Origin of the sequence: Rubrobacter marinus (assembly GCF_011492965.1) — a bacterium.
Taxonomy (GTDB): Bacteria; Actinomycetota; Rubrobacteria; order Rubrobacterales; family Rubrobacteraceae; genus Rubrobacter_F; species Rubrobacter_F marinus.
This window is the reverse complement of sequence record NZ_CP045121.1, coordinates 1,931,489-1,953,376: the sequence shown is the minus strand read 5'-3', so window position 1 is coordinate 1,953,376 and position 21,888 is coordinate 1,931,489. Positions and strand designations below refer to the sequence as shown.

Sequence of the window (21,888 nt, the reverse complement as noted above, 5' to 3'; positions counted from 1 at the left end):
ACCGGTCACACCTGCACCTCCGTCTCGCCCTCCTGGGTCTCCTTCTCGGCCCAGTAAGCCCTGCTCACCGGGACGAGCGTCATCTCCAGCCAGTCCCTGCCGTGGCGCTCCTGCGCGACCTTCGCCGCCTCCTCGTCGCTCCCGGCCTCGACGTCGCCCCGATGCTCGATGGGCTGGTCGTACTCCGTGCGCGCAAAGACCATGTACCTCTCCATGCCCCTCCCCCTACTCCGGCCTGATCACCCGTACGAGCGCCTCGCTCGGCACGACGAACATCTCGCGCCAGCGCCACTCGTCGTACATGAGGTGGGCGTAGACCGCCGCGTCCTTCGGCTCCGAGGCCCGCACGTTGCCGTTGTGCCTGAGGGGGTTCTCCTCCCCCACCCGCGCCGTGAAGACCTCGTAGTTGTCCACGGGGCGCATTAGACGACCCCGACCTGCTTGAGCTGCTTCTTGCCCAGCGGCGTGATGTCCTTGCGCGACCACGTCTCCCAGACGACCTCGATGTCTACCTCGTCGATGCCCTCCATCTCCAGCAGCCGGTCCCGGACGTCATCCTGGATCATGTCCATCGCCGGACACCCCATGCAGGTGTACGTCAGCTTGATGTAAGCCTTCGAGCCCTCTACCTCGATCCCGCGTATGAGCCCGAGGTCGACGAGGCTGATCGGGTACTCGGGATCCAGAACCTCCCGCAGCGCGTCCCGCACTTCTTCTACCGTGTGCATCCCGCTCCTTTCAGAGTCTCGCGAGAGAATCGAGGTTCTTCGCCAGATTTTCGGGGTCGGCGAAGAACGACATGTGCCCGGTCTCCATCGAGACGACCTTCTCGCAGGGCATCTCGGCGAGCATCTTCTCCTGCACCGCCGGGCTGACGGCTCTGTCCCGCAGGGTCTTTACGTACGTCCGCCTGACGCCGCCGTAGTTGCCCTGCGTGAGCTGCACCGGCGTCGCGAGAGGCGCCAGGGGCTGCGGTCCGACCATCCGCCTGGCCCGCTCCACGTCTTCCTCGGAGCAGTCGTTGTAGAGGGCGTCCGTTATCCCCGCGTCCTCGAGCACGAGCCGCCCGTTCTCCGCGTCGAGCTCGGTGCTCTCGGAGATCACCGACTCCGGGTCCTCCTGAGAGGCCTCCGCCGCGCTCTTGCCGTTCGGCAGCAGCAACGCGCTCAGGTAGACGAGCTTCTCGATCCTGCCCGGACACTGCTCCGCGGCCTGGCTTATGGCGATGCCGCTCAGGCTGTGCCCCACGAGCACGACGGGCCCGGACTGCCGCCGCAGGACCTCGCAAACGCGGTCCGTGTAGTCCTGCAGCGTAACCTCGCCGACGGGGGTCCCATCCTCGCCGTGGCCGGGCAGATCGACCGCGACGGCCTCGTGCCCCTCCCTTTCGAGAAGGGGCGCGAGCTTCTCCCAGCACCACTTGCCGTGATAGGCCCCGTGGATGAGTACGAACGTGCTCAACCCTAGACCACGTCTTTGGCGTAGAGCTCCTTGTAGCCGCGCTGGAGGTGGTTCACGTACTCCTCGTTGTTCGGACCGCGGTCCTTCCAGCGCTTCATGACGTCGTCCCAGGTGATGGCGCCGTCCTCGAACTTCCAGCGCTTCTCCTCGGCGTCGAACTGCGCCGGGAACGGGAAGTCCACGACGTACTTCTCCCCTTCGGCGTCGTAGTGCGCCGGCACGTCGAGCCCGAGGCCCTCGCAGAGCGGCACCGTGTGGGACATCCAGGTCTGCCTCAACTGGTCGTTCGTCGAGCCCTTGTAGCCGTACTCGATCTGCTCGTTGTGCTTCTTCTTGCCGTCCGGCAGCCCGAACCACTCCAGCGTGAGCGGGAACATCCAATCGACCGCCCGCTGCAGCTCGGCCTTCTTCTCCGGGTCCTTCGAGAAGGCCTTCATCCACTTCTCGCCGTGCCTGAGGTGGAAGTTCTCCTCCCGGTCGACCTTGACCAGCGCCCTCTTCCAAGGACCATACGAGCAGTTCTGGTGGATGTCGCTCAGGAGCACGAACCCGGCCCTATCGTAGAAGCCGTTCCCCACGATAAGCTCGGTGAAGCTCTCCAGCGGCACGTCGAAGGCGTAGGGGTACTTGAACTGGCGCGGCTTGCGCTCGTAGACGAGCTCCTCCGTGTCGACCCCGAGGTCGCGGAGCATCCGGTACGCGATGTGCGCGTGCCCGAGCTCGTCCTGCACAATGCCCATGACGGTGATGTAGTTGTTGACGCTCGGCAGCGTCGAGAAGTCCTTCGTCGCGTTCATGTAGGCCGGGGCGCTTATGAGCTCCGTGTCGGCCGAGACGATCAAAGTCCGCTTCAACCCCTCGATGTAACGCTCCGTCGCCTGGGAAGAATCCTCGATCAACTTCCCGCTCTTTATGCGGTCGAGGAGTATCTCCTCGGTTACGGCCGTCATAGTCATGCCCCGCTCCTTTCTAGCCTTCCAATCCTCGCACAGAGTAACTGACCGGACGGTCAAAATCAAGGGGTTTGGGAGGTTTCGCACGAGGGGTTGCGCCCGGAGGTGGGCGGGACGAACGGGCCCCGTCGCCTCGTTCACGGGGCTTCTCGATCCAGCCCGTAGACCTCGCGGGCGTTCTTGTGCAGGATGAGTTCGACCGTCTCGCGTTCGAGGCCGAGGTCGATGATGGCCTGGGCGTTGGCGCGGTTGCCGGGGACGCCGGGCCAGTCGGTGCCGAAGATCATCTTCTTCGCGAGCCGGGCGAAGTCGTAGGCCTTGTAGTAGTCGGGGAGCTTCTTCGGGGGGAGGCCGGAGACCTCGATCCAGACGTTCGGGCGCATCAGGGTGATGAACGCCGCCGCGTCGTACCACCAGCCCCGCCCGCCGTGGGCGAGCACGACCGTGAGGTCCGGGAAGTCGCGGGCGACGTCTTCGATGAGGGCGGGGTCGGCGTAGCGGTTCGTGGAGCCGGGGAAGACGCTCGTGCCGCAGTGGAAGACGACCGGGAAGCCGTTCGCCTCGCAGAAGGCGTAGGCCGGGTAGAGCATCCTCTCGTTCGGGGCAAAGGTGCCGTGGACGGGGTGGAGCTTCAGGCCGACGGCGCCGAAGGAGATCTGGCGCTTCAGCTCCTCGACGAGCGGGTAGTGCAGGTGCGGGTTCAGGTTCGCCATCAGGCGGAAGCGCTCGGGGTTGCACGAGAGGATAGGGACGAGGTCCTCGACGGGCTGGATGCCGGTGGACTTCGGGCTGTACTCGCAGAACAGGATCGCGACGTCCACACCTTCCGAGGCCATGTACTCGTCGAAGCGTTCGGGGACCAGAGTCCCCTCGTCGTCGTAGAGGTCCATGAGGGAGGGCGAGCCGAAGCGGGCCGCCCAGTCCCTCCATGACTGCTTCAGGGTGGGCAGGCGCGCGGCGTGGACGTGCGCGTCGATCAGGGGGATGCCGTTCAGCAACGCCGTGCTCCCGGCGGACTCCCGCCGACCCGTCGAGCCGCCGAATTCGTCCCGGTCGCCGAGTGGTCGCTCAAACTCACCCTCCTCCTCGTTCCCCTAGACCAGCTCGTCCTCCTGCTGGGGCATCTGGACGTTCGGCTCCGGCCGGCGCAGCTTGAAGCGCTGGATCTTGCCGGTCACCGTCTTCGGCAGGTCGTCGACGAACTCGACGATGTGCGGGTACTGGTAGCGCTTCAGGCGCTCCTTGCACCAGGTCTGCAGCTCCTCGGTCAGGTCGTTCGAGGGCTCGTAGCCCTCCCTCAAGATGACGGCGGCCTTGACGCGGGTGAGGCCGTCGACCGGGATGCCGACCGCCGCCGCCTCTATGACCGCCGGGTGATCTCCGAGCGCGCTCTCGACCTCGACCGGCGAGACCCAGAGGCCGCTGACCTTGATCATGTCGTCCGAGCGCCCCTCGTACCAGTAGAACCCGTCCTCGTCCATTCGGTACCAGTCCCCGGCGAACATCCACTCGCCCTGCATGGTCGCCTTCGTCTTCTCGTGGCTGCGCCAGTAGAACGCCGCCGCCGAGTCCCCCTTCACGGAGAGGTAGCCCGCCTCCCCGGGCTCCACCGGGTAGCCCTCCTCGTTCAGAACCCTGGCCTCGTAGCCGGGCACCGGCCTCCCCGAAGATCCCGGCTTGAGGCCGTCCACGGTGTTGGAGATAAAGATGTGCAGCATCTCCGTCGAGCCGATGCCGTCGAGGATCGTGGAGCCGAAGGCCTCCTTCCAGCGCCGCCAGAGGCCGGCCGGGAGCGCCTCGGCCGCCGAGGCGCAGAGGCGGACGGAGGAGAGGTCGTAGTCCCGCGCGTCCTCCCAGTTCAGGATCGCGTTGTAGAGCGTCGGCACGGAGAAGAAAAGCGTCGGCTCGTGGCGCTGGATGGTCCCGAGGACGGCCTGCGGCGTGGGCCTCCCGGGGTGGAGGACCGTCGAGGAGCCGGCCCAGTACGGGAAGGAGATGCCGTTCCCGAGCCCGTACGCGTGGAAGAGCTTGGAGGCGGAGAAGACCTTGTCCTCCTCGGTGATCTGGAGCACGTGCTTGGCGTAGGTCTCGCACGTGTAGATTATGTCGTGCTGCAGGTGGACGGCGCCCTTCGGCCTCCCCGTGGAGCCCGAGCTGTAGAGCCAGAACGCGGGGTCGTCCCTGTGGGTGGCCGCGGGCGAGAGCTCGTCCTCGCCCTCCTCCAGCAGCGCCTCGAGGGTTTTCCTGCCCCCCGCATCCTCGACGTTGGTGAGGATCACCTCGACGGGCTCGTCGTAGCCCGCCAGCGCCTCCGTCAGCGTCTCGTCGAACATCCCGTCGGCGACCACGACGCGCGCGCGGCTGTTCTCGACGAAGAAGCGGTAGTCCGCCGCCTGCAACAGGGTGTTGACCGGGATCGGAACGGCGCCGATGCGGATCGCGGCGAAGAAGGCGGTCGGGAAGGACGGCGTGTCGTTGAGGAGGAGCAGCACCCGGTCCTCCTGGCGCACCCCCATCCCCTTGAGGGCGTGCCCGAAGCGGTTGATGCGGCGGGCAAGCTCCCCGTAGGTGACCTCGCCCTCGCCGTGGTAGATGGCGACCTTGTTGGCCCGCCCGGCCTCCAGGTTCCGGTCCACGAGCAAGCTGGCGTTGTACCAGTTCGGTATCTCGATCATGGCTTCACCTCTGCGAAGGTTGCGGCTCGGCGCCGCCGAGCTCCTGGGTGGCGACCGCCTTCTTGACGACGACGGACTTCGTCTCCGTGTAGAAGTCGAGCGCCTCGATGCCGTGCTCCTTGCCGTAGCCCGACTGCTTCAAGCCGCCGAAGGGCAACTCGTCGTAGACGAGCTGGGGGCTGTTGATCCAGGTGTACCCCGCCTCCAGACGGTGGGCCGCGTCCGAGGCGCGGTTCAGGTCGGCCGTCCAGATCGAGGAGCCGAGCCCGAAGACGGAGCTGTTGGCGAGCTCCAGCGCCTCCTCCATGTCCCTCACGCGCCACACCGGCAGCGCGGGCCCGAACACCTCTTCGGTGGCGACCCTCGAATCGCGCGCAGGCTCCACGAGCAGCGTCGGCTCGTAGAAGAAGCCCCTGTCGAGGCCGTCCCCCCCGGGCCGCTTCGCCCCGTGCAGCACCTCGCCGCCGGAGTCCACGGCGTCCCGGACCTGCTCCTCGAGCAGGTCGCGCTGGCGCGCCGAGTGCAGCGGGCCGAGCATCACGCCCTCGGCCGTCCCCGGCCCGAGCTTCAGCCTCCCGACCTTGCCCGCGAGCTTCTCTATAAACTCGTCGGCGACGCTCTCGAAGACGAAGAGCCGCTTTATGGCGAGGCACGCCTGGCCGCAGTTGAAGAACCGCCCGACGCTCGCGGCGCTCGCCGCCTTCTCCAGGTTCGCGTCGTCGCACACGATCATCGGGTCGGAGCCGCCGAGCTCCAGCGTGGTCCGCTTCAGGTCGTTCGCCGCCAGCGCCATGAGCTTCTTGCCGGTCGGCGTCGAGCCGGTGAAGGCGATCTTGCGGACCAGGGGGTGCTCCACGAGCGCCTGCCCCGCCCCCTCCCCCGTCCCCGTGACCACGTTGAAGACCCCGGCCGGAAGCCCCGCCTCGTGCATGATCTCCGCGATCCTCAGGGTCGTGAGCGGCGTGGTATCGGCCGGCTTCGCCACCACGACGTTGCCGGTGACGAGCGCCGGGCCGAGCTTGTTCCCCAGCAGGGTCGTCGGGAAGTTCCACGGCACGATCGCCCCTATCACCCCGAGGGGGCGCCGGATGATGAGCCCGTAGGTATCCACGTCGAGGTCGGGCACGTAGCCGCCCCGGATGTTCTTGGCGAGCCCGACGTAGTGCTCCAGCGTGTGGACGAACCGCCGTATCTCCAGCCGCGCCTCGCGCAAGGGCTTCCCCTGCTCCGAGGTCAAGAGCGGAGCAAGCTCCCCAACCGCGCCGAGGACGGCGTGGGCGGCCCCACCGAGGATCTCGCCCCGCTTCGCCGCCGGAGTGTCGCGCCACGCCGGAAACGCCTCGTAGGCGCTCCTGACCGCCTGATCCACCTCCCCGGCCCCACCGGCCGGGACGCTGCCCACCTCTTCCCCGATCGCCGGATCCACGATCGCCATGCGCTCGAGCCGCGAAAGCTCCACGCTCTCGCCGTTGATAAACACCTCGGCCATAAACTCTCCTTTACGCGCTCGGAGGTAGCCCCGAATAGCCGTCAGCCATCGACGCGACCTCCACAGGACCAACGCCCGGTCCACCCCCAACCCTCACCTCGAACATCCCTACGCTCCCCGAACGCATCTTCGCGGTCCCCGTTCCCGTAACGAAAATTAGTCTAACCGATCAGTCAAACTCGTGTCAACGCTTTCACTCGTTCCGTGCCCGTGTACGCGGGCCGCGGAACGCGATCCTTCTGGGTGCGTTCGAAGGGCAGGCCGAAGCGCCTTCTTCGAAGGGTGGCGAGAAGGTCCCACCGTTCACGAGCTGCTCGGGCGAGTTCATGCGGCACTACGCCCGGGCATCCGAACCCGCGAAGCCCCGAGACGGCCGTCTCTCGCCCGAAGCGTCCGATCCCCGGAGGCGAAGATAGCCAGCGCCTCCGGGGAGATGAGCTCTCGAACGTCGGTTCTACGAAGCCACGCCTACCTTCGCCGGCCTCAGGTCGGTGAAGGTTCGGTGAAGACGGGTCGCGGACGCGTCTTCGCGCACTAGATCCACTCGGACTTCTCGACGTCCACGTGAGCGGGGGACCTCGGAAGCAGGAAGATTATGAGCGCCGCGATCACCCCGGCGATAGCGAAGCTGTAGAAGCCCCACGGCACCGCCAGACCGGCCCCCGCCAGGAATCCTCCCAAAATCGGGCCGACGATAGCTCCCGTCCTCCCGATCCCCGCCGCCCATCCGAGCGCAGTGGCGCGGCTGCTCGCCGGGTAGTACTGCCCGATGTAGGAGTACACGAGCACCATGGCGGCGAAGACCCCGGCACCGGCCACACCGGCGAACAGGTAGGTCAGGAGGAGCGGCAAATTGACGCTCAACAAAGAGATGCCTATCGCGGCGATCGCGAAGAACACCCCGCAGATCAGCTTCGTGCCGAACCTGTCCGCGAGCCCGCCGGCGACCAGGTTGCCGATCACGGCGCCGCCCTGGAAGAGCAACAGGAACGAGAGCGCCGAACCGACCGAGAACCCGGCCCTCGTCATCGTATCGGGCAGCCAGGTGCTGAAGCCGTAGATCAGCATGAGGCCGCAGAAGGAGGCGGCCCAGAAGGCCACGCTGCGAAGGAAATAGAGCCTGCCGAGGATCGTCCTTAGCCCGTGGAGCTTGCCCCGTGCGCGGCGGTCTCTTCCTCTCTCTGCACCGTGCTGGCGACCTCCTGCAACGGTACCCCGAACCGGCGGGAGAGCTCCTCCGCCTCCCCCCTGCGGCCCTGCGCCACGAGGAAGCTGATCGACTCCGGCAGGTACTTCAGGCCCAGCGGCACGACGACCACGAGCGGCACGAGCGCGACCAGGAACATTATCGGCCAGCCGAAGGAGGGTATGAGCAGGATAGCGAGACCCGCGGCCAGGAGGCCCCCGACGTTGTAGGCGGCCATCATGGCCGTGTATGTTATGTTGCGCCGGTGGCCGGGCGCGTACTCCAGCGTAAGGGCCGTCGCCACGGGTATGAGCCCGCCCAGGCCGATCCCGGCGAGGAAGCGGAACAACCCGAACATCTCGGGCGTCGGCGCCAGGCCGCACGCCGCCGTGAAGATCGAGAACCAGGTCACGCAGATCAGCAGCGCCCTGCGACGCCCTATTATGTCCGTGACGGTGCCCGCGAGCAGCGCGCCGAAGAGCATGCCGATGACGGCGTAGCTGCCGATGAGCCCCACCCGCTCGGGCGTTAGCCCCCACGGCTCGTACGCCAGCAGGGCCGGAATCACCGTCCCGTAGACGATCAGGTCGTACCCGTCGAACCCGACCGCGAAGCCACACAAGGCCGGAACCAACCATATGGCGGAACGCGATGTTCGCGCCTGGCCTACTGTACTCGCAGACATTCGAACTCTTCTCCTTTCCAGAAGTTCTCCCGCCGCTGACGCGGCCGGCAACCATCCCCTTCCTCCGGTACTCCCGAGCCGGAAGCCCGAGGCAGCCTCTCTTCCAGCACCCCCTTCCTCCACGCGCAACGGCGCCTCGACGATCCGCCTCCGAGACGCGGTACGCCCCCGCGCGAGGCAGGACCACAACGAAACCGACGGTTCTCTCCTCTGATCTCCTCCCCACTGCGCCCGACGGACGACGGGGCCAGAGCGATGCGGGCCTTGCCCAAGGCCCCGCGGCTCCCCGTAGAGCGCGCACCTTCTACCATCGCCCCAGCCCCCGTCTCCTCGACGCCCTCCTGCTTCCCCAAGCGGAAGGACAACTCCCTGTGCGCGGATTAGTCTAACCGATCAGTCAAATCCGTGTCAACGGAACGACTATTGAGTCTTCACAGAGTTTTCGCTATGCAGCACCAGTAAGAAGGCGGTCGACGGCTGCGGAGCTGCTGCGGAAGCTGGGGGCGTCGGCTCTCTCTGAGGCGCTCCGCGCTGAGGAGGTTCGATGCCCGGGTTCGAGCCTCGCCGCGACGTCTGCGACCCACAGCGAGACCGGCGTTGTCGGCAAACGGTCGCCGTCGCGGCACGCTCCGGGACGCGTGACGTTATGGAGAGGCTGTCCGCCGACGCCGGATCGGGGGGACGATTTCCGCGATGCGAAACACCCTCTTCTGCGTAGAATCACCCTGGCAGGAATCGACGCGACCGGTTGCTGCGGAGGCCAACGTGCGGGACGGGAGGTGGCCGTGATCGAGACGGGGGTGGGGCTACGGGCGGCGTTCGGCGGCGACACGACGAAGGTCGCCTATGCCGCCGTGCCGGGGCCCCGCGCTATTCACCTCGCTTTGGTGCGGCGCGGCGTGATCGCGCAGGCGACCGGCCGACCCGCCGCGGCGCAGCGCCTGCGCGACCTCGCGCGGCTGCGCCGCGCCCGACAGAGGGGGAGACGATGAGGACGGACATGCAGGCGCCTGCGCGGCACGCCGCCGACAGCCACGACCTGATCCGCGTGCAGGGCGCGCGCGAGAACAACCTCAAGGACGTCAGCGTCGAGCTCCCGAAGCGCCGCCTGACGGTCTTCACCGGCGTCTCCGGCTCGGGCAAGAGCTCCCTGGTGTTCGGCACGATCGCAGCGGAGTCGCAGCGGATGATCAACGAGACCTACAGCGCCTTCGTGCAGGGCTTCATGCCGGCGCTGTCGCGGCCGGAGGTCGACGTGCTGGATGGCCTGACGACGGCGATCATCGTCGACCAGGAGCGGATGGGCGCCAACCCCCGCTCCACCGTCGGCACCGCCACCGACGCCAACGCGATGCTGCGCATCCTCTTCAGCAGGCTCGGGAAGCCGCACATCGGCTCGCCCAACGCGTACTCGTTCAACGTCCCCTCGGTGAGGGCGAGCGGCGCAATTACCATCGAGCGCGGCGGCAAGACGAAGGCCGAGAAGGCCACGTTCAACCGGCTCGGAGGCATGTGTCCGCGCTGCGAGGGCATGGGCTCTGTCACCGACTTCGACCTGTCCGCGCTGTACGACGACGGCTTGTCGCTCAACGAGGGCGCGCTCACGATCCCCGGCTACGGCGTCGACGGCTGGTACGGCCGAATCTTCCGCGGCTCCGGCTTCTTCGACCCGGACAAACCCATCCGCAAGTACGCCAGGAAGGAGCTGCGCGACCTGCTCCACAAGGAGCCGACAAAGATCAAGGTAGACGGGATCAACCTGACGTACGAGGGGCTGATCCCGAGGATCCGGAAGTCGTTCCTGTCCAAGGACGTCGACGCGCTGCAGCCGCACATCCGCGCCTTCGTGGAGCGGGCGGTGACGTTCGCGACCTGTCCCGAGTGCGACGGCACCCGGCTCGGCAAGGAGGCCCGGTCGTCGAAGATCGACGGGAAGAACATCGCCGACGTCTGCTCGATGCAGATCAGCGACCTGGCCGGCTGGGTCCGGAGCCTCGACGAGCCCTCCGTGGCCCCGCTGCTCACCGGGCTGCAACACCTCCTCGACTCGTTCGCGGAGATCGGGCTGGGCTACCTCTCGCTCGACCGGCCGTCGGGGACGCTGTCGGGCGGCGAGGCACAGCGCACCAAGATGATCCGCCACCTCGGCTCGTCGCTCACCGACGTCACCTACGTCTTCGACGAGCCCACGATCGGCCTGCACCCGCACGACATCGAGCGGATGAACGACCTGCTGCTGAGGCTGCGGGACAAGGGCAACACCGTGCTCGTCGTGGAGCACAAGCCCGAGACGATCGCGATCGCCGACCACGTCGTCGACCTCGGCCCCGGGGCCGGCGCGGAGGGCGGCACCGTCTGCTTCGAGGGTACCGTGGAGGGGCTGCGGGGGAGCGACACCACCACCGGCCGCCATCTCGACGACCGGGCGACCCTTAAGGGATCGGTGCGTTCGTCCTCCGGCGCGCTGGAGGTCCGCGGCGCGTCGACGCACAACCTTCGGGACGTCGACGTCGACATCCCGCTCGGGGTGCTCTGCGCGGTCACGGGCGTCGCCGGCTCCGGCAAGAGCTCGCTGATCCACGGCTCGGTCTCCGGCCGCGACGGCGTGGTGGTGGTCGACGCAGGCGCGATCCGCGGTTCGAGACGGAGCAACCCGGCGACTTACACGGGCCTGCTCGACCCTATCCGCAAGCGGTTCGCGAAGGCCAACGGCGTGAAGCCGGGGCTCTTCAGCTCCAACTCCGAGGGCGCCTGCCCCACCTGCAACGGCGCCGGCGTCGTCTACACCGACCTGGGCGTGATGGCCACCGTCGAATCTACCTGCGAGGAGTGCGAGGGTAAGCGGTTCCAGCCGTCGGTGCTGGAGTACGCGCTGGGCGGCCGGAACATCGCCGAGATGCTCGCGATGTCGGTGAAGGAGGCCGGGGAGTTCTTCGGCGCCGGCGAGGCGCGCACCCCGGCCGCGCACGCCATCCTCGAGCGGCTCGCCGACGTCGGGCTCGGCTACCTCAGCCTCGGCCAGCCGCTCACCACGCTCTCCGGCGGCGAGCGGCAGCGGCTCAAGCTTGCCACCCACATGGCCGAGAAGGGCGGCGTCTACGTCCTCGACGAGCCGACGGTCGGCCTGCACCTGGCCGACGTCGAAGGGCTGCTCGGCCTGCTCGACCGGCTCGTCGACGCAGGCTCGTCGGTCGTCGTCATCGAGCACCACCAGGCGGTCATGGCGCACGCCGACTGGATCCTCGACCTCGGCCCCGGCGCCGGCCACGACGGCGGCCGGATCGTCTTCGAGGGCACGCCCGCCGACCTCGTCGCCGCCCGCTCCACCCTCACCGGCAAGCACCTCGCGGCCTACGTCGGCGCCTGACCGAGGCCCTCGCGGAGCCCCTGGGACGAGGCCCGTCTGTTTCGACTCGTCCCGCTCGCGAACCGGTAAGAGATGTCGTCCCAGCGACGAGCAAGCGAACCGCCAGGCCGACGCGCTTTCGGGGAACCTGATGCGCCTGCCGGTTAGCCGACGACGCCGGTCTTGCTACGGGTCGCAGAGATCGTCGTTGCGGGGTTCCCCGGGTTCGTGTCGTTGTCGGCGCCCCTAAGCGCTCGCGGCTCGTTCCCTCAGCGACGGCGCGGCGAGGTACGCGTCGCCGTGGATCTCTCTGAGCCCGTCGAGCGTCCGCACGATGGCGCCCGCCCCGAACTCCTCCGCCCACTCGAACGGGCCCTTCGGGTAGTTCGCGCCGAGCTTCATCGCCCGGTCGATGTCCTCGGCGGTCGCCACGCCCTCGGAGAGCGCCAGGAAGGCCTCGTTGACGATGCAGGAGATCACGCGCAGGGCGATAGCCTCGTCTCCCTCCTCCGCCTCTGCCTCCCTCTGCCCCTCGCCCCCGTAGTCGTAGAAGCCGCGTCCGCTCTTCCTGCCGAGGGTCCCCGCCTCGACCATCGAGCGCTGGAGGAAGGAGGGCCGGAACCTGGGCTGGAAGTAGTACCGCTCGAAGAGCGACTCGGAGACGGCGAGGTTGACGTCCATGCCTATGAGGTCCGCGAGCTCGAGGGGACCCATCCGGAAACCCGCGCCGCGCAGCGCCGCGTCCACCGCCCCGGGCTTCCCGCCGGCCTCGACGATCCTGAGTGCCTCCAGGTAGAACGGCCGGGCGACGCGGTTCACCACGAAGCCCGGCGTGTCGGAAACGCGGATCGGGGTCTTGCCCAGACGCTCCGAGACCTCCTCGGTCCGGCGCACCGCCTCGGGGGACGTGGACGGGCCGGAGACGACCTCGACGAGCTTCATCGCCGGCACGGGGTTGAAGAAGTGCATGCCCACGACGCGCTCGGGTCTACTCACGCCCGTGGCGATGCCGGCGACGGAGAGCGAGGAAGTGTTGGAGGCGAGCACCGCGTCCTCGCCCACCACGCCCTCGAGGTCGGCGAAGACCTTCTTCTTGAGGTCCATGTCCTCGACCACGGCCTCGACGACGAGGGGGATGCCGGCCAGGTCGCCCATGGAGGTCGTCGGCGTGACGCGGCCCAGGATCCCGGCCCGCTCGGCCTCGGAGATCCGGCCCTTTTTAACCCGGCGGTCCAGGTCCTTCTCGATGGTCTGCCTCCCACGGGCCAGCGCGTCCTCCCCGACGTCCAGCATCACCACCGACATGCCCGCCAGCGCCGCGCTCTCCGCGATCCCCGCGCCCATGGTCCCCGCCCCCACCACGCCAACTTCCGCCATCCGGACCTCCAACCCGAGCGTCGTCTCCAGCCAATCGCTCGACAACCTGATTGTATGGACGGTCAAAATGATAGATCAAGACGCTCGCCGTCGCGCGCCTCCTCTGCGGAAGGGAGACGGCGCGTGCGAGCCTCTTCGGCTCCGCGAGGTTCGTCCCGCGTCGAGGTGCGTATCGAAAACCCGTACTTTTGTCCGGTGTGTACGGGTCGTATCCTTGCGACTATAGGGGTCAGGAAGCTATCGGCGGAGGAGACTACCCATGCACCGAGCCCATTGCGCGACGCTACCACGTAATCTTGGAGGGGACGGGGTCCACGACGGACCGGCCGTTTTCGGTCGCGGGATGCCCGGCGAGACGAGGGAGCTGAGGGTACAGGGCGGCACCGAAGATCGGGGGCGTTCGGAGGCGGGCCGGGTCTTCGCGGGGTTGGCGGTCTGATCTTGGGCGCCATAATCTCCGTCTCCAACCTCGCCAAGACCTACGCCTCCGGGTTCCGGGCGCTCAAGAAGATCAACCTTGACATCCGGCGCGGCGAGATCTTCGCCCTTCTGGGCCCCAACGGCGCGGGGAAGACGACGCTCATCAACATCATCTGCGGGATCGTCAACCCGAGCGAGGGCGCCGTCCGGGCCGACGGCCACGACATCATCTCCGATTACCGCGCGGCCCGGTCGCTAATAGGGCTCGTCCCGCAGGAGCTCACGACCGACGCCTTCGAGACCGTCTGGGCCACCGTCAGCTTCAGCCGCGGGCTGTTCGGCAAGCCGAAGGACCCCGATTACGTCGAGAAGGTGCTCAGGGATCTCTCCCTGTGGGACAAGAAGGACAACAAGATCATCACGCTCTCCGGCGGCATGAAGCGCAGGGTCATGATCGCCAAGGCCCTCTCGCACGAGCCGCAGATCCTCTTCCTCGACGAGCCGACGGCCGGCGTGGACGTCGAGCTGAGGCGGGACATGTGGGAGATGGTGCGCGCGCTGCGCGAGACCGGCGTCACCATAATCCTGACCACCCACTACATCCAGGAGGCCGAGGAGATGGCCGACCGGATCGGGGTGATCAACCACGGCGAGATCATCCTCGTCGAGGAGAAGGCCGAGCTCATGCGCAAGCTCGGCAGAAAGCAGCTCGCGCTGCAGCTCGACGAGAACCTCGACGAGATCCCGACCGAGCTCGCCGGCTACGGGCTGGAGCTGGCGGCCGGCGGCGGCGAGCTCGTCTACACCTACGACACGCAGACGGAGCGCACGGACATCACCGCCCTGCTCGCGGATCTGAACCGGGCGGGCATCCGGTTCAAGGACCTCCAGACCAAACAGAGCTCGCTGGAGGAGATCTTCGTCGACCTGCTCAAGGAGGAACGGTGAACTTCCACGCGATACGCGCCATCTACACGTTCGAGATGGCGAGGACCTTCCGAACGCTGCTGCAGAGCATCGTCTCGCCCGTCATCTCGACGAGCCTCTACTTCGTCGTCTTCGGCGCGGCGATAGGCTCGCGCATCACCGGCATCGACGGGGTCAGCTACGGCGCGTTCATCGTGCCCGGCCTGATCATGCTCTCGCTCCTCACGCAGAGCATCTCCAACGCGTCGTTCGGCATCTTCTTCCCCAAGTTCACGGGCACCATCTACGAGCTGCTCTCCGCCCCCGTCTCCTACGTCGAGATCGTCATAAGCTACGTCGGGGCAGCGGCGACGAAGTCGATCATCCTCTCCCTGATCATCCTCGCGACGTCGGCGCTGTTCGTGCCGCTGGAGATCCAACACCCCCTCTGGATGCTCCTGTTCCTCGTGCTCACCGCCTTCACGTTCTGCCTCTTCGGCTTCGTCCTCGGCATCTGGGCCGACGGCTTCGAGAAGCTCCAACTCGTCCCGTTCCTCATCGTCACGCCCCTCATCTTTCTCGGCGGCAGCTTCTACTCCATCGAGATGCTGCCGCCGGTCTGGCAGACGGTGACGCTCTTCAACCCGGTCGTCTACCTGATCAGCGGCTTCCGCTGGAGCTTCTACGGTATCGCCGACGTGAGCGTCGGCGTGAGCCTGGGCATGACGCTCCTCTTCCTCGCCATCTGCCTGGGGCTCGTGGCCTGGATCTTCAAGACGGGCTACCGGCTCAAGGCCTGATCCCCGCGCGTAGCAGCAGACGGTCGGCGCAGGCACCGGGGAGCCGGCTCCCGTCCGAGCCACGCCTTCGTGTAGGGCGCAGAGAGCCGGTGCGGACGCTCTCCCGGCCGCCCTATTGCGCTCTTATCGCCTCCCCGGTCCGCGCGCCTCGCCCGTTCGCGGGCTGCGCGAGGCCGAGGATCCCGTCCACGGCGCGGCCGAGCTCCTGCGTGCAGTCTCCGGCGGCGGTGCGCCGCCGCCAGGCCACGTGGGCGTCGGGTCGCACGAGCACGCAGCCGCTATCCTCGATCTCCGAGAGGCGCGCCCAGTCGTCGTAGAGGTCCAGGACCTCGCGGCCCGGCCCGATCTCGTAGCAGGCGATCTCCACGCCCGTCCTGCGGCTCGTCTCGAGCGCCGCCTCCCTCCACGCCTCGCCGCCTATGCCGGTGAAGAGCACGAAGCGTCCCTTGCCCGCCAGGTCGTGCGTGCTGACCTTGCGTCCCTCGTGGCCCACCCAAGCGTGCGGTAGCCTGGCGCCGGGCCAGGTGGTGGGGTGGTAATAGAGCTCCGGGTCGCGCGTGAAGGCGGGCTCGTCCGTCCCATCGGGGACCACGGCCGACGAGCGGTAGCGCTGGCCGAGCTCGACGCCGTGGGCGTTGAACTCGTAGTTCTTCCCTTCGATGGCCTTCCGGAGCTTCTCCCGCTGGTCTCGGGCCTCCGGGGTGTTCTCCTTGCGCGCCTCCATGTTGGCGAGCATCACGTCGGGGTCGGTGGTGTCGAGGAGTCCCAGAGCCTCGAAGATCGGGCCGAACTCCTCGATGCTCTTGTTGGCCCGCTCGACGATCTGCCTGCCGATCGGCGCCCTCTCTGCGTCGTAGGTCTCGAGGAGCGAGGGTCCGGCCTTGCCCTTCAAGACGAGGGCGAGCTTCCAGGCGAGGTTGTGGGAGTCGGCGATCGAGGTGTTCGAGCCCAGGCCGTTGGAGGGCGGGTGGCGGTGGCAGGCGTCGCCCATGCAGAACACGCGCCCCTCCGAGTAGCGCGTCATGTAGGCGCGGTTGTTCGTCCACAAGGAGAACGATTGGACCTCGACCGGGACCGTGTCGTCGCCTATGAGGTTGTGCACGATCTCGACGGCCTGCCTGTCGTCCAGCTCCGGCGGGTCGTCGTTTATGTCGTAGCCCCACAGGATCAGCCACTCGTCCCAGGTGCGCACCATCCTAACGAGGCCCATGCCGATGCCGCCTATGTCGGAGCCCGGCTGGAGGACCCAGTACAGGACGCTCGGGCGGTGGGCGACGTACTGCGTCAGGTCGGCCTTGACGACGATGTTCATGCTCCCCGCGATGCCCATCTGCCCCTCCATGGGCAGACTGATGTCCGCGGCGACCTTGCTCCGGCCGCCGTCGGCCCCGATCAGGTAACGGGCGCGGATCTCGTACGTCCTCCCGTCGAGGCGGTCGCGCACCGTCGCGGTGACGCCGCTCTCGTCCTGCTCTAAGGAGAGGTACTCGGTGTCGAAGCGGACCTTCGTCCCGCGCGAGGCGGCGCCGCCGAGCAGGATCGGCTCCATCAGGGTCTGCGGGATGTCGCAGTGGCGCGAGGGGCTGGCGAGATCGTAGTCCGCCTTGCGCAACGGGTGCGTGCCCCACGTGTGCAACCTCGCTAGCTCCTCGCCCGCGAGGCTCGCGCAGAACACGGTGTCGCCCATAAGCTCCTGGGGCACGCCCTTCTCGATGACGTCCCGCTCGAGGCCGACATCACGCAGGATCTCCATGGTGCGCTGGTTCGTTATGTGCGCCCTGGGAGTGTTGGCGAGCCAGCCGTACTTCTCCAGCAAGACGTTCTCGACGCCGTACTCGCTCAAGAAGAGCGCCGCCGCCAGGCCCGCGGGTCCGGCCCCGACGATCAGGACGTCCGTCTCCATCGTTGCGCCCAAACCCTCCTCCTTCGCTACTCGCCGGCGGGTGCCAGGACGAGGTCATACTCCATCGTGTAGAACGGCCCCTTCGTCTCCCTGCCGTCCGGGGCCGCGCCCGCGTCGTGGCGGACGAACGGGGCGATCAGGGTCTCCTTCACCCCGAAGACCGCGTCGGTGTCGAGGTGCTCGTCGCCCTCGGCGAAGACGTGCGTGATCAAGGTCGCGTAGCCCGGCGCCTGCACCATGAAGTGGACGTGCGCGGGCCGCATCGGGCTGCGGCCCGCGGCCCGAAGCAGATCGCCTACCGGCCCGTCGTAGGGGATCGGATAGGGCTCCGGCTTCACGGACCAGAACGAGTAGCGCCCCTCCTCGTCCGTCCGGAGCCGTCCCCGGCCGCGCGCCCCTTCGAGATCGTCGTACTGCACGTCGTAGAAGCCCTCCTCGTCGGCCTGCCAGACGTCCACCCGTGCGCCCGGGATCGGCTCCCCCCCGGCGTTTAACACCCTCCCCGAGACGAAACAGGGCTCCCCGGGGGCGCCGCCCGAGATGTCGTCGCCGTTCTCGAAGGCCGGCGCGCCCTCGACGAAGAACGGACCGAAGACCGTAGCCTCGGTGCTCCCCGTGGGCAGGCTGCCGTCACCCCGGACCACCTCGACGCCCTCGCCGGAGTCCGTGGCCCCCTCGACGTGGCGGTGGTTGAGCCCGACCACGAGCATCGAGACGCCCAGTACGTCGGAGAGCAGGATAAACTCCTGGCGCTTGTCGTCGGTGATGTGGCCGGTGCGGGTGAGGAAGTTTATCCCCTCGAACCACTCCTCTTCGGTCAGCTTCACCTCGCTCACGAACGCGTGGAGGTGCTTGACGAGGCTCTGCGCCACCTCCCTGAACCGTCCGGACTCCGCGCCCCCGAAGCTCTCCAGCACCGCCCGCGTCAGGTCCTCGTCGGCGAGGTTGCGCGCCCCGCTCGCCGCCTCTCCCCTTCGCTCGTTCACGACTCTCCTCCTAGCACTCGGCGTACCGCATTCGTGCCTCCCCCGCCCCCCGGCATACCGTGCCCACGAGCTCCTCCTCAGAAGCGCCGATCGCTTGCGACTCGTACCGGGGCGTCGCAACCCCCGGTACGAACCCGGTCATCGCGGCTCGTGGGGTCGATCTGCTCGTCCAGATGTCCGTTCCCCGCGGACATCCTTCTCCGGTTGGCCGTACGAGCCGCCGCAGCCGACCGACACGGAGAACCATGATCGACCCGCCGTCGTTCCGCGTCAACCACCGCGCCTGAACGTCGGCGGGTTCGCACTCGCACTCGGCATCGCACCGCAGGCGAGGGTTTCGCGCCGCCGAAACGTTACCCCTCCCCCATGCCGCTACCGGCCGCGCGGCTCCCCTCGTAGCTCGAACAGCCGCTCCTCCAGCGCCGCCGGGGACACGCCCAAGCGCGCCAGCAGCCTCGAGGCCGTACCGTCCTCGTTGCCGAGTATCCCCAAGAGCACGTGCTCGGCGCCGAGGTGCCTGTCTCCGAGCCTGCGCATCTCCTTGCGCGCCCCCACGAGCGCGTTCTTGGCCAAGGGGGAGTGCGGGATCTTGCGGTCGTCCGGGAGGCTCATGTCGAAGGCCTCCCCCGCCTCCCGGCGCAGCCCCTCGAGGGAGACCCCGATCGCGGAGAGGGCGTCGGAGAGCATCGCTTCGGACTCCTCGCGCGCCCCTTCGAGCGTCGCGCCCAGCGAGGAGAGCGCCTCCCCGGCGATCCCCTCGTCGACCCGGAGGATCCCGAGCAGAAGGTCCTCGTCCCCAAGCGAGTCGTGCCCGAGCGCCCTCGCCTCCTCGAAGGCGGCCTCCACCGATCCGCGAGACCCATCCGTGAAACGAGCGAACATCATGCGCCCCTCCCCTTCCTCCCCGGCGGTTCCCCCGGGTACCTGTCCCTGATCCGCCTGGCATGCTTCTTGTGCACGGCCTGCTTGCTGACGCCCAGGACCTCGGCGATCCTCGCCCAGGACCACCCGGCCACGATGGCGTTCTCGACCTGCGCCGCCTCCAGCGCCTCCAGCGTCCGCCTCAAAGCGACGACGGCCTCCAAGCCCTCCCGCGGATCCTCCGGCCCTCCAACTCGTGTCCTCGTCTTCTCGTTCATGCGTCAACTATAATTGACGCTAGTAGATGTGTCAACCTTTATTGACATTCACCGCACCATCTTTCACGCCGATTGCAAAAATCGTCTTGCATAAGTTAGGGGCGCGGCTTGTGGGAGCATCGCCACCGAGGCTACGGCGCCGACGAGGAGTAGCAGGAAGAAAGCGCCCGACGTACAGGTGAGGCGCTCCGGGAGGCGTAGCGCGCCCACAGCGGTCAGCACCAGGGCAGTACCCTCCCGACGCACGCGGTAACGAACAGCGTGATCTAAGGCAGCACCTCCCTCCGAACCTGCGGTCTCCGGGCGCCGTTGCCGCGCGTTCGCGGGCGGACAAACCTGCAGCCTGATATGTTGCATGTTGTGTTGCGCGTTACAACTTTTTCGCCTTCGAGGCATTAGTTTTGCCAGAGAGCACACGCCGGTGAGGAGGGGTTGGTCGAGATGCGCATCCTGGTGGCCTTCGACGACGAGTATCGTGCGTTCCGCGAGGCCATCTCAGGTGCGCTAAGCGCGTTGCGCCCCGAGGACGAGGTCGAGGCCGCCGCGCTCCCGGCGATAGGGGACAAGGTGGCCGCCTTCGACCCCCACCTGGTGATCGCCAGCCTCCCCGGCGCCTTCGGTACCGGGGCCGCGTGGGTGGAGCTCTCCCCGGAGCCCGATCGACCGTCCAGGGTCTGCGTCGGCGGGCGGCGATCTGAGGCGTACAACCCCTCCATGGACGACCTCGTGGCCGTCGCGGAGGAGGCCGAAGGCCTGATCGGGGACGAACGCCGCTCCCGGTCCTCCTAGCAAGAGCCCCCTCCCGTAGGGCTCGCCTGGCGGACCGGCACCTTGCTCCTCGAAGGCCCTCTGACGACGCCTGGGCGGAGGCGGGAGGACCGTAGCGGTAGCTCTCGAAGGTTCCCGGATGGGCATGTCCTCGAACTCGAGATAGCTAGCTGTGTGTAAGCCCACCAGAGGGTGCGAGCAACGATCCTCGGGGGCTCCTGTCAGGCCCGCAGGAGAACGTGCGCGTATGAGTATCCTGGACACGGTGGACGGCCGCCGCCCACGCTCGGGGCCACACCCATCGGGGAGACGCCGGTGCTTCCGGTCTTGCGGCCTGGCGCGTCACGGCTCCCCGAGCACATGGGCCTCCAGCCAGGAGTTGCGGAACGCTCCCCGTGGGTCGAGCCGCTCGACCAGGCCGACAAAGTCCGCTCTGCGCTCGTAGTGCGGGGCGATCGCCGCCGCGTCCGCATTGAAGACCTTGCCCCAGTGCGGGCGTGCCCCGAGTGGGAGGAGCGCGTCCTCGATGTGGACGAGCATTGCCTCGACCGCGCCTGGCTCGGGCTTCCAGGTGAAGTGGATGCCGACGGCGTCCTCCCCGTAAGCCGTGCTCATCCAGAGCCGATCCGCCGCCACCGTGCGGAGCTCGGAGACCTGCAAGATCGGCCGGATGCCGTCCGCGAGGGCGCGCACGGCCTCTATGGCCTCCACGGCGTGCCGGCGCGGGAGCAGGTACTCCGACTGCAGCTCCTCGCCGCTGCTCGGCGTAAAGCCCATGCGGAAATGCGCCAGGCGGTCCGACCAGAGGCCGGGCCTGCCCAGCTGCGGCGTGCACGGAGACGCGTCGAGCTCGAGGATCGGGTGCCGGTCGACGGCTGCCGCGACCGCGCCGAAGAGGTCGGCCTCCGTCTCCTCGGCCTCGTCCGTCACGCGGCTCTTGACCCAGACCTGGTCGTTCGTCTCGCCCCAGCGGGTAAAGACGCTCACGCTGTAGCCGCGCGAAGTGATCTCGTCGAAGTTCTCGAGGAGGGCGTCCCAGCTCAAGCCTTCGAAGACCCGCTGCCGCACCTCGTAGGCCGGCTCCACGTCCAGGGTGACGCGGGTGACCGCGCCAAGCGCGCCGAGCCCGACCACGACGCCTTCGAAGTCGGGCTCTCCCCTGGAGACCTCGAAGATCTCCCCCGCCGACGTCACGAGCTCGACCCCCGCGACGGCCGCCGCGAGGTTGCCGTTCGCGTCGCCCGAGCCGTGCGTCGCCGTCGCCACGGCGCCCGCGACGGAGATGTGGGGAAGCGAGGCGAGGTTGTGCAGGGCCACGCCCTCGGCGTTCAGCATCTCCGCCAGCTCGCCGTACTTCAGGGCCGCGTTGACGGAGACCGTGCTCGCCTCGTGGTCGACGACCACGTCCGCGGGCATGGCTTCGAGCGTTACAAGCTCCGAGGAGTCGGCGACGTCGTTGAACGAGTGCCGCGAACCCAGAACGCGCACGCCGGGCGCGTTGGCGACGATCTCCTGCACCTGCTCGATCGTCGACGGCCGGTGCAGCTTCGCCGCCCGGTACGCATAGTTGCCGGCCCAATTCGTTCCCAAGGAATGGTCCTGGATCATCGCCTTCCCCTCTCCTCCTGCCCGACCCGAATCCCAAGTGCGGAAGCTGCTACAAATCTCGCGTAAGAGCAGCAGGTTCCCCCCGCGGCTTGACCTCTGAGTTACAGGCCTCGTCCCATAAGCGCAATGATAGCGGAGCCCCGGTCTCCGCTAAACGGCACCGAGCGCTACGTCACCATCTCTTTC

21 protein-coding genes are annotated in these 21,888 nt (G+C 67.8%); 5 read left to right on the top strand and 16 right to left on the bottom strand.

Going from position 1 to position 21,888, the window contains the following annotated elements:
• Window positions 1-5 precede the first annotated feature (5 nt).
• From GBA65_RS09980 to GBA65_RS09935, 10 genes are all read right to left on the bottom strand, one after another.
• Window positions 6-215 carry a hypothetical protein gene (locus GBA65_RS09980; RefSeq protein ID WP_166396436.1) on the bottom strand — a complete coding sequence of 70 codons (210 nt, stop codon included), beginning with the start codon at window positions 213-215 and terminating at the stop codon, window positions 6-8.
• A gap of 10 nt (window positions 216-225) precedes the next feature.
• Window positions 226-423 carry a hypothetical protein gene (locus GBA65_RS09975; RefSeq protein WP_166396435.1) on the bottom strand — a complete coding sequence of 66 codons (198 nt, stop codon included), beginning with the start codon at window positions 421-423 and terminating at the stop codon, window positions 226-228.
• The gene (locus GBA65_RS09970) at window positions 423-728 is read right to left on the bottom strand and encodes a metal-sulfur cluster assembly factor (protein WP_166396434.1); all 306 of its coding nucleotides are present in this window, start codon (window positions 726-728) and stop codon (window positions 423-425) included. Before GBA65_RS09970 ends, GBA65_RS09975 begins: the two co-directional genes overlap by 1 nt.
• 10 nt (window positions 729-738) lie before the next feature.
• Window positions 739-1,461: an alpha/beta fold hydrolase gene (locus tag GBA65_RS09965; protein WP_166396433.1), complete on the bottom strand. Its 723-nt coding sequence runs from the start codon at window positions 1,459-1,461 to the stop codon at window positions 739-741.
• 2 nt (window positions 1,462-1,463) lie between these two features.
• Window positions 1,464-2,411: a Phenylacetic acid catabolic protein gene (locus GBA65_RS09960; protein ID WP_166396432.1), complete on the bottom strand. Its 948-nt coding sequence runs from the start codon at window positions 2,409-2,411 to the stop codon at window positions 1,464-1,466.
• 140 nt (window positions 2,412-2,551) lie between these two features.
• Window positions 2,552-3,412 carry an amidohydrolase family protein gene (locus GBA65_RS09955; protein ID WP_166396431.1) on the bottom strand — a complete coding sequence of 287 codons (861 nt, stop codon included), beginning with the start codon at window positions 3,410-3,412 and terminating at the stop codon, window positions 2,552-2,554.
• 96 nt (window positions 3,413-3,508) lie between these two features.
• Window positions 3,509-5,089 (bottom strand): benzoate-CoA ligase family protein, encoded by a 1,581-nt coding sequence (locus tag GBA65_RS09950; RefSeq protein ID WP_166396430.1) that lies wholly within the window; start codon window positions 5,087-5,089, stop codon window positions 3,509-3,511.
• Between the two features lie 4 nt (window positions 5,090-5,093).
• Window positions 5,094-6,578 (bottom strand): aldehyde dehydrogenase family protein, encoded by a 1,485-nt coding sequence (locus tag GBA65_RS09945; protein ID WP_166396429.1) that lies wholly within the window; start codon window positions 6,576-6,578, stop codon window positions 5,094-5,096.
• 534 nt (window positions 6,579-7,112) lie between these two features.
• Window positions 7,113-7,709, bottom strand: a complete 597-nt coding sequence (locus GBA65_RS09940) for an MFS transporter (protein ID WP_228281953.1) — start codon at window positions 7,707-7,709, stop codon at window positions 7,113-7,115.
• Window positions 7,710-7,714: 5 nt separating this feature from the next.
• The gene (locus tag GBA65_RS09935; RefSeq protein WP_166396427.1) at window positions 7,715-8,398 is read right to left on the bottom strand and encodes an MFS transporter; all 684 of its coding nucleotides are present in this window, start codon (window positions 8,396-8,398) and stop codon (window positions 7,715-7,717) included.
• A gap of 836 nt (window positions 8,399-9,234) precedes the next feature.
• On the opposite strand from GBA65_RS09935, the gene GBA65_RS23015 reads away from it, so the two are divergent.
• Both GBA65_RS23015 and GBA65_RS09925 read left to right on the top strand, forming a co-directional pair.
• The gene (locus GBA65_RS23015; RefSeq protein WP_207956289.1) at window positions 9,235-9,441 is read left to right on the top strand and encodes a hypothetical protein; all 207 of its coding nucleotides are present in this window, start codon (window positions 9,235-9,237) and stop codon (window positions 9,439-9,441) included.
• Window positions 9,438-11,816 carry an ATP-binding cassette domain-containing protein gene (locus GBA65_RS09925; RefSeq protein ID WP_166396426.1) on the top strand — a complete coding sequence of 793 codons (2,379 nt, stop codon included), beginning with the start codon at window positions 9,438-9,440 and terminating at the stop codon, window positions 11,814-11,816. Before GBA65_RS23015 ends, GBA65_RS09925 begins: the two co-directional genes overlap by 4 nt.
• A gap of 225 nt (window positions 11,817-12,041) precedes the next feature.
• On the opposite strand, the gene GBA65_RS09920 is transcribed toward GBA65_RS09925, so the two are convergent.
• Window positions 12,042-13,172: a 3-hydroxyacyl-CoA dehydrogenase NAD-binding domain-containing protein gene (locus GBA65_RS09920; RefSeq protein ID WP_166396425.1), complete on the bottom strand. Its 1,131-nt coding sequence runs from the start codon at window positions 13,170-13,172 to the stop codon at window positions 12,042-12,044.
• Window positions 13,173-13,613: 441 nt separating this feature from the next.
• Here GBA65_RS09920 and GBA65_RS09915 point away from each other — a divergent pair, with 441 nt between their 5' ends.
• On the top strand, window positions 13,614-14,540 hold the full coding sequence (locus GBA65_RS09915; protein WP_166396424.1) for an ABC transporter ATP-binding protein: 927 nt from the start codon (window positions 13,614-13,616) through the stop codon (window positions 14,538-14,540).
• Window positions 14,537-15,298, top strand: a complete 762-nt coding sequence (locus GBA65_RS09910; protein WP_166396423.1) for an ABC transporter permease — start codon at window positions 14,537-14,539, stop codon at window positions 15,296-15,298. The genes GBA65_RS09915 and GBA65_RS09910 overlap by 4 nt, the downstream gene beginning before the upstream one ends.
• A 112-nt stretch (window positions 15,299-15,410) precedes the next feature.
• Here GBA65_RS09910 and GBA65_RS09905 read toward each other — a convergent pair whose 3' ends face one another.
• The 4 genes from GBA65_RS09905 to GBA65_RS09890 all read right to left on the bottom strand — a co-directional run bounded on the left by GBA65_RS09905 (window position 15,411) and on the right by GBA65_RS09890 (window position 19,326).
• Window positions 15,411-17,201: an FAD-dependent oxidoreductase gene (locus tag GBA65_RS09905; RefSeq protein WP_166398444.1), complete on the bottom strand. Its 1,791-nt coding sequence runs from the start codon at window positions 17,199-17,201 to the stop codon at window positions 15,411-15,413.
• Between the two features lie 26 nt (window positions 17,202-17,227).
• Window positions 17,228-18,187, bottom strand: a complete 960-nt coding sequence (locus GBA65_RS09900; RefSeq protein WP_207956287.1) for an intradiol ring-cleavage dioxygenase — start codon at window positions 18,185-18,187, stop codon at window positions 17,228-17,230.
• Window positions 18,188-18,559: 372 nt separating this feature from the next.
• On the bottom strand, window positions 18,560-19,072 hold the full coding sequence (locus GBA65_RS09895) for a Clp protease N-terminal domain-containing protein (protein WP_166396422.1): 513 nt from the start codon (window positions 19,070-19,072) through the stop codon (window positions 18,560-18,562).
• Window positions 19,069-19,326 carry a sigma-70 family RNA polymerase sigma factor gene (locus GBA65_RS09890; RefSeq protein WP_166396421.1) on the bottom strand — a complete coding sequence of 86 codons (258 nt, stop codon included), beginning with the start codon at window positions 19,324-19,326 and terminating at the stop codon, window positions 19,069-19,071. The genes GBA65_RS09895 and GBA65_RS09890 overlap by 4 nt, the downstream gene beginning before the upstream one ends.
• Window positions 19,327-19,758: 432 nt before the next feature.
• Between GBA65_RS09890 and GBA65_RS09885 the strand changes: the two genes are divergently transcribed.
• Window positions 19,759-20,115, top strand: a complete 357-nt coding sequence (locus tag GBA65_RS09885) for a hypothetical protein (RefSeq protein ID WP_166396420.1) — start codon at window positions 19,759-19,761, stop codon at window positions 20,113-20,115.
• 321 nt (window positions 20,116-20,436) lie between these two features.
• Here GBA65_RS09885 and GBA65_RS09880 read toward each other — a convergent pair whose 3' ends face one another.
• The gene (locus GBA65_RS09880; protein ID WP_166396419.1) at window positions 20,437-21,702 is read right to left on the bottom strand and encodes a D-arabinono-1,4-lactone oxidase; all 1,266 of its coding nucleotides are present in this window, start codon (window positions 21,700-21,702) and stop codon (window positions 20,437-20,439) included.
• Between the last annotated feature and the right edge of the window lie 186 nt (window positions 21,703-21,888).

What these genes read in the sequence shown, in the direction of transcription:
- GBA65_RS09920 (WP_166396425.1), bottom strand. Translation starts at nt 13,172, where the DNA reads ATGGCGGAAGTTGGCGTGGTGGGGGCGGGGACCATGGGCGCGGGGATC.
- GBA65_RS09975 (WP_166396435.1), bottom strand. Translation starts at nt 423, where the DNA reads ATGCGCCCCGTGGACAACTACGAGGTCTTCACGGCGCGGGTGGGGGAG.
- GBA65_RS09925 (WP_166396426.1), top strand. Translation starts at nt 9,438, where the DNA reads ATGAGGACGGACATGCAGGCGCCTGCGCGGCACGCCGCCGACAGCCAC.
- GBA65_RS09880 (WP_166396419.1), bottom strand. Translation starts at nt 21,702, where the DNA reads ATGATCCAGGACCATTCCTTGGGAACGAATTGGGCCGGCAACTATGCG.
- GBA65_RS09980 (WP_166396436.1), bottom strand. Translation starts at nt 215, where the DNA reads ATGGAGAGGTACATGGTCTTTGCGCGCACGGAGTACGACCAGCCCATC.
- GBA65_RS09960 (WP_166396432.1), bottom strand. Translation starts at nt 2,411, where the DNA reads ATGACGGCCGTAACCGAGGAGATACTCCTCGACCGCATAAAGAGCGGG.
- GBA65_RS09895 (WP_166396422.1), bottom strand. Translation starts at nt 19,072, where the DNA reads ATGATGTTCGCTCGTTTCACGGATGGGTCTCGCGGATCGGTGGAGGCC.
- GBA65_RS09890 (WP_166396421.1), bottom strand. Translation starts at nt 19,326, where the DNA reads ATGAACGAGAAGACGAGGACACGAGTTGGAGGGCCGGAGGATCCGCGG.
- GBA65_RS09970 (WP_166396434.1), bottom strand. Translation starts at nt 728, where the DNA reads ATGCACACGGTAGAAGAAGTGCGGGACGCGCTGCGGGAGGTTCTGGAT.
- GBA65_RS09905 (WP_166398444.1), bottom strand. Translation starts at nt 17,201, where the DNA reads ATGGAGACGGACGTCCTGATCGTCGGGGCCGGACCCGCGGGCCTGGCG.
- GBA65_RS09950 (WP_166396430.1), bottom strand. Translation starts at nt 5,089, where the DNA reads ATGATCGAGATACCGAACTGGTACAACGCCAGCTTGCTCGTGGACCGG.
- GBA65_RS09945 (WP_166396429.1), bottom strand. Translation starts at nt 6,578, where the DNA reads ATGGCCGAGGTGTTTATCAACGGCGAGAGCGTGGAGCTTTCGCGGCTC.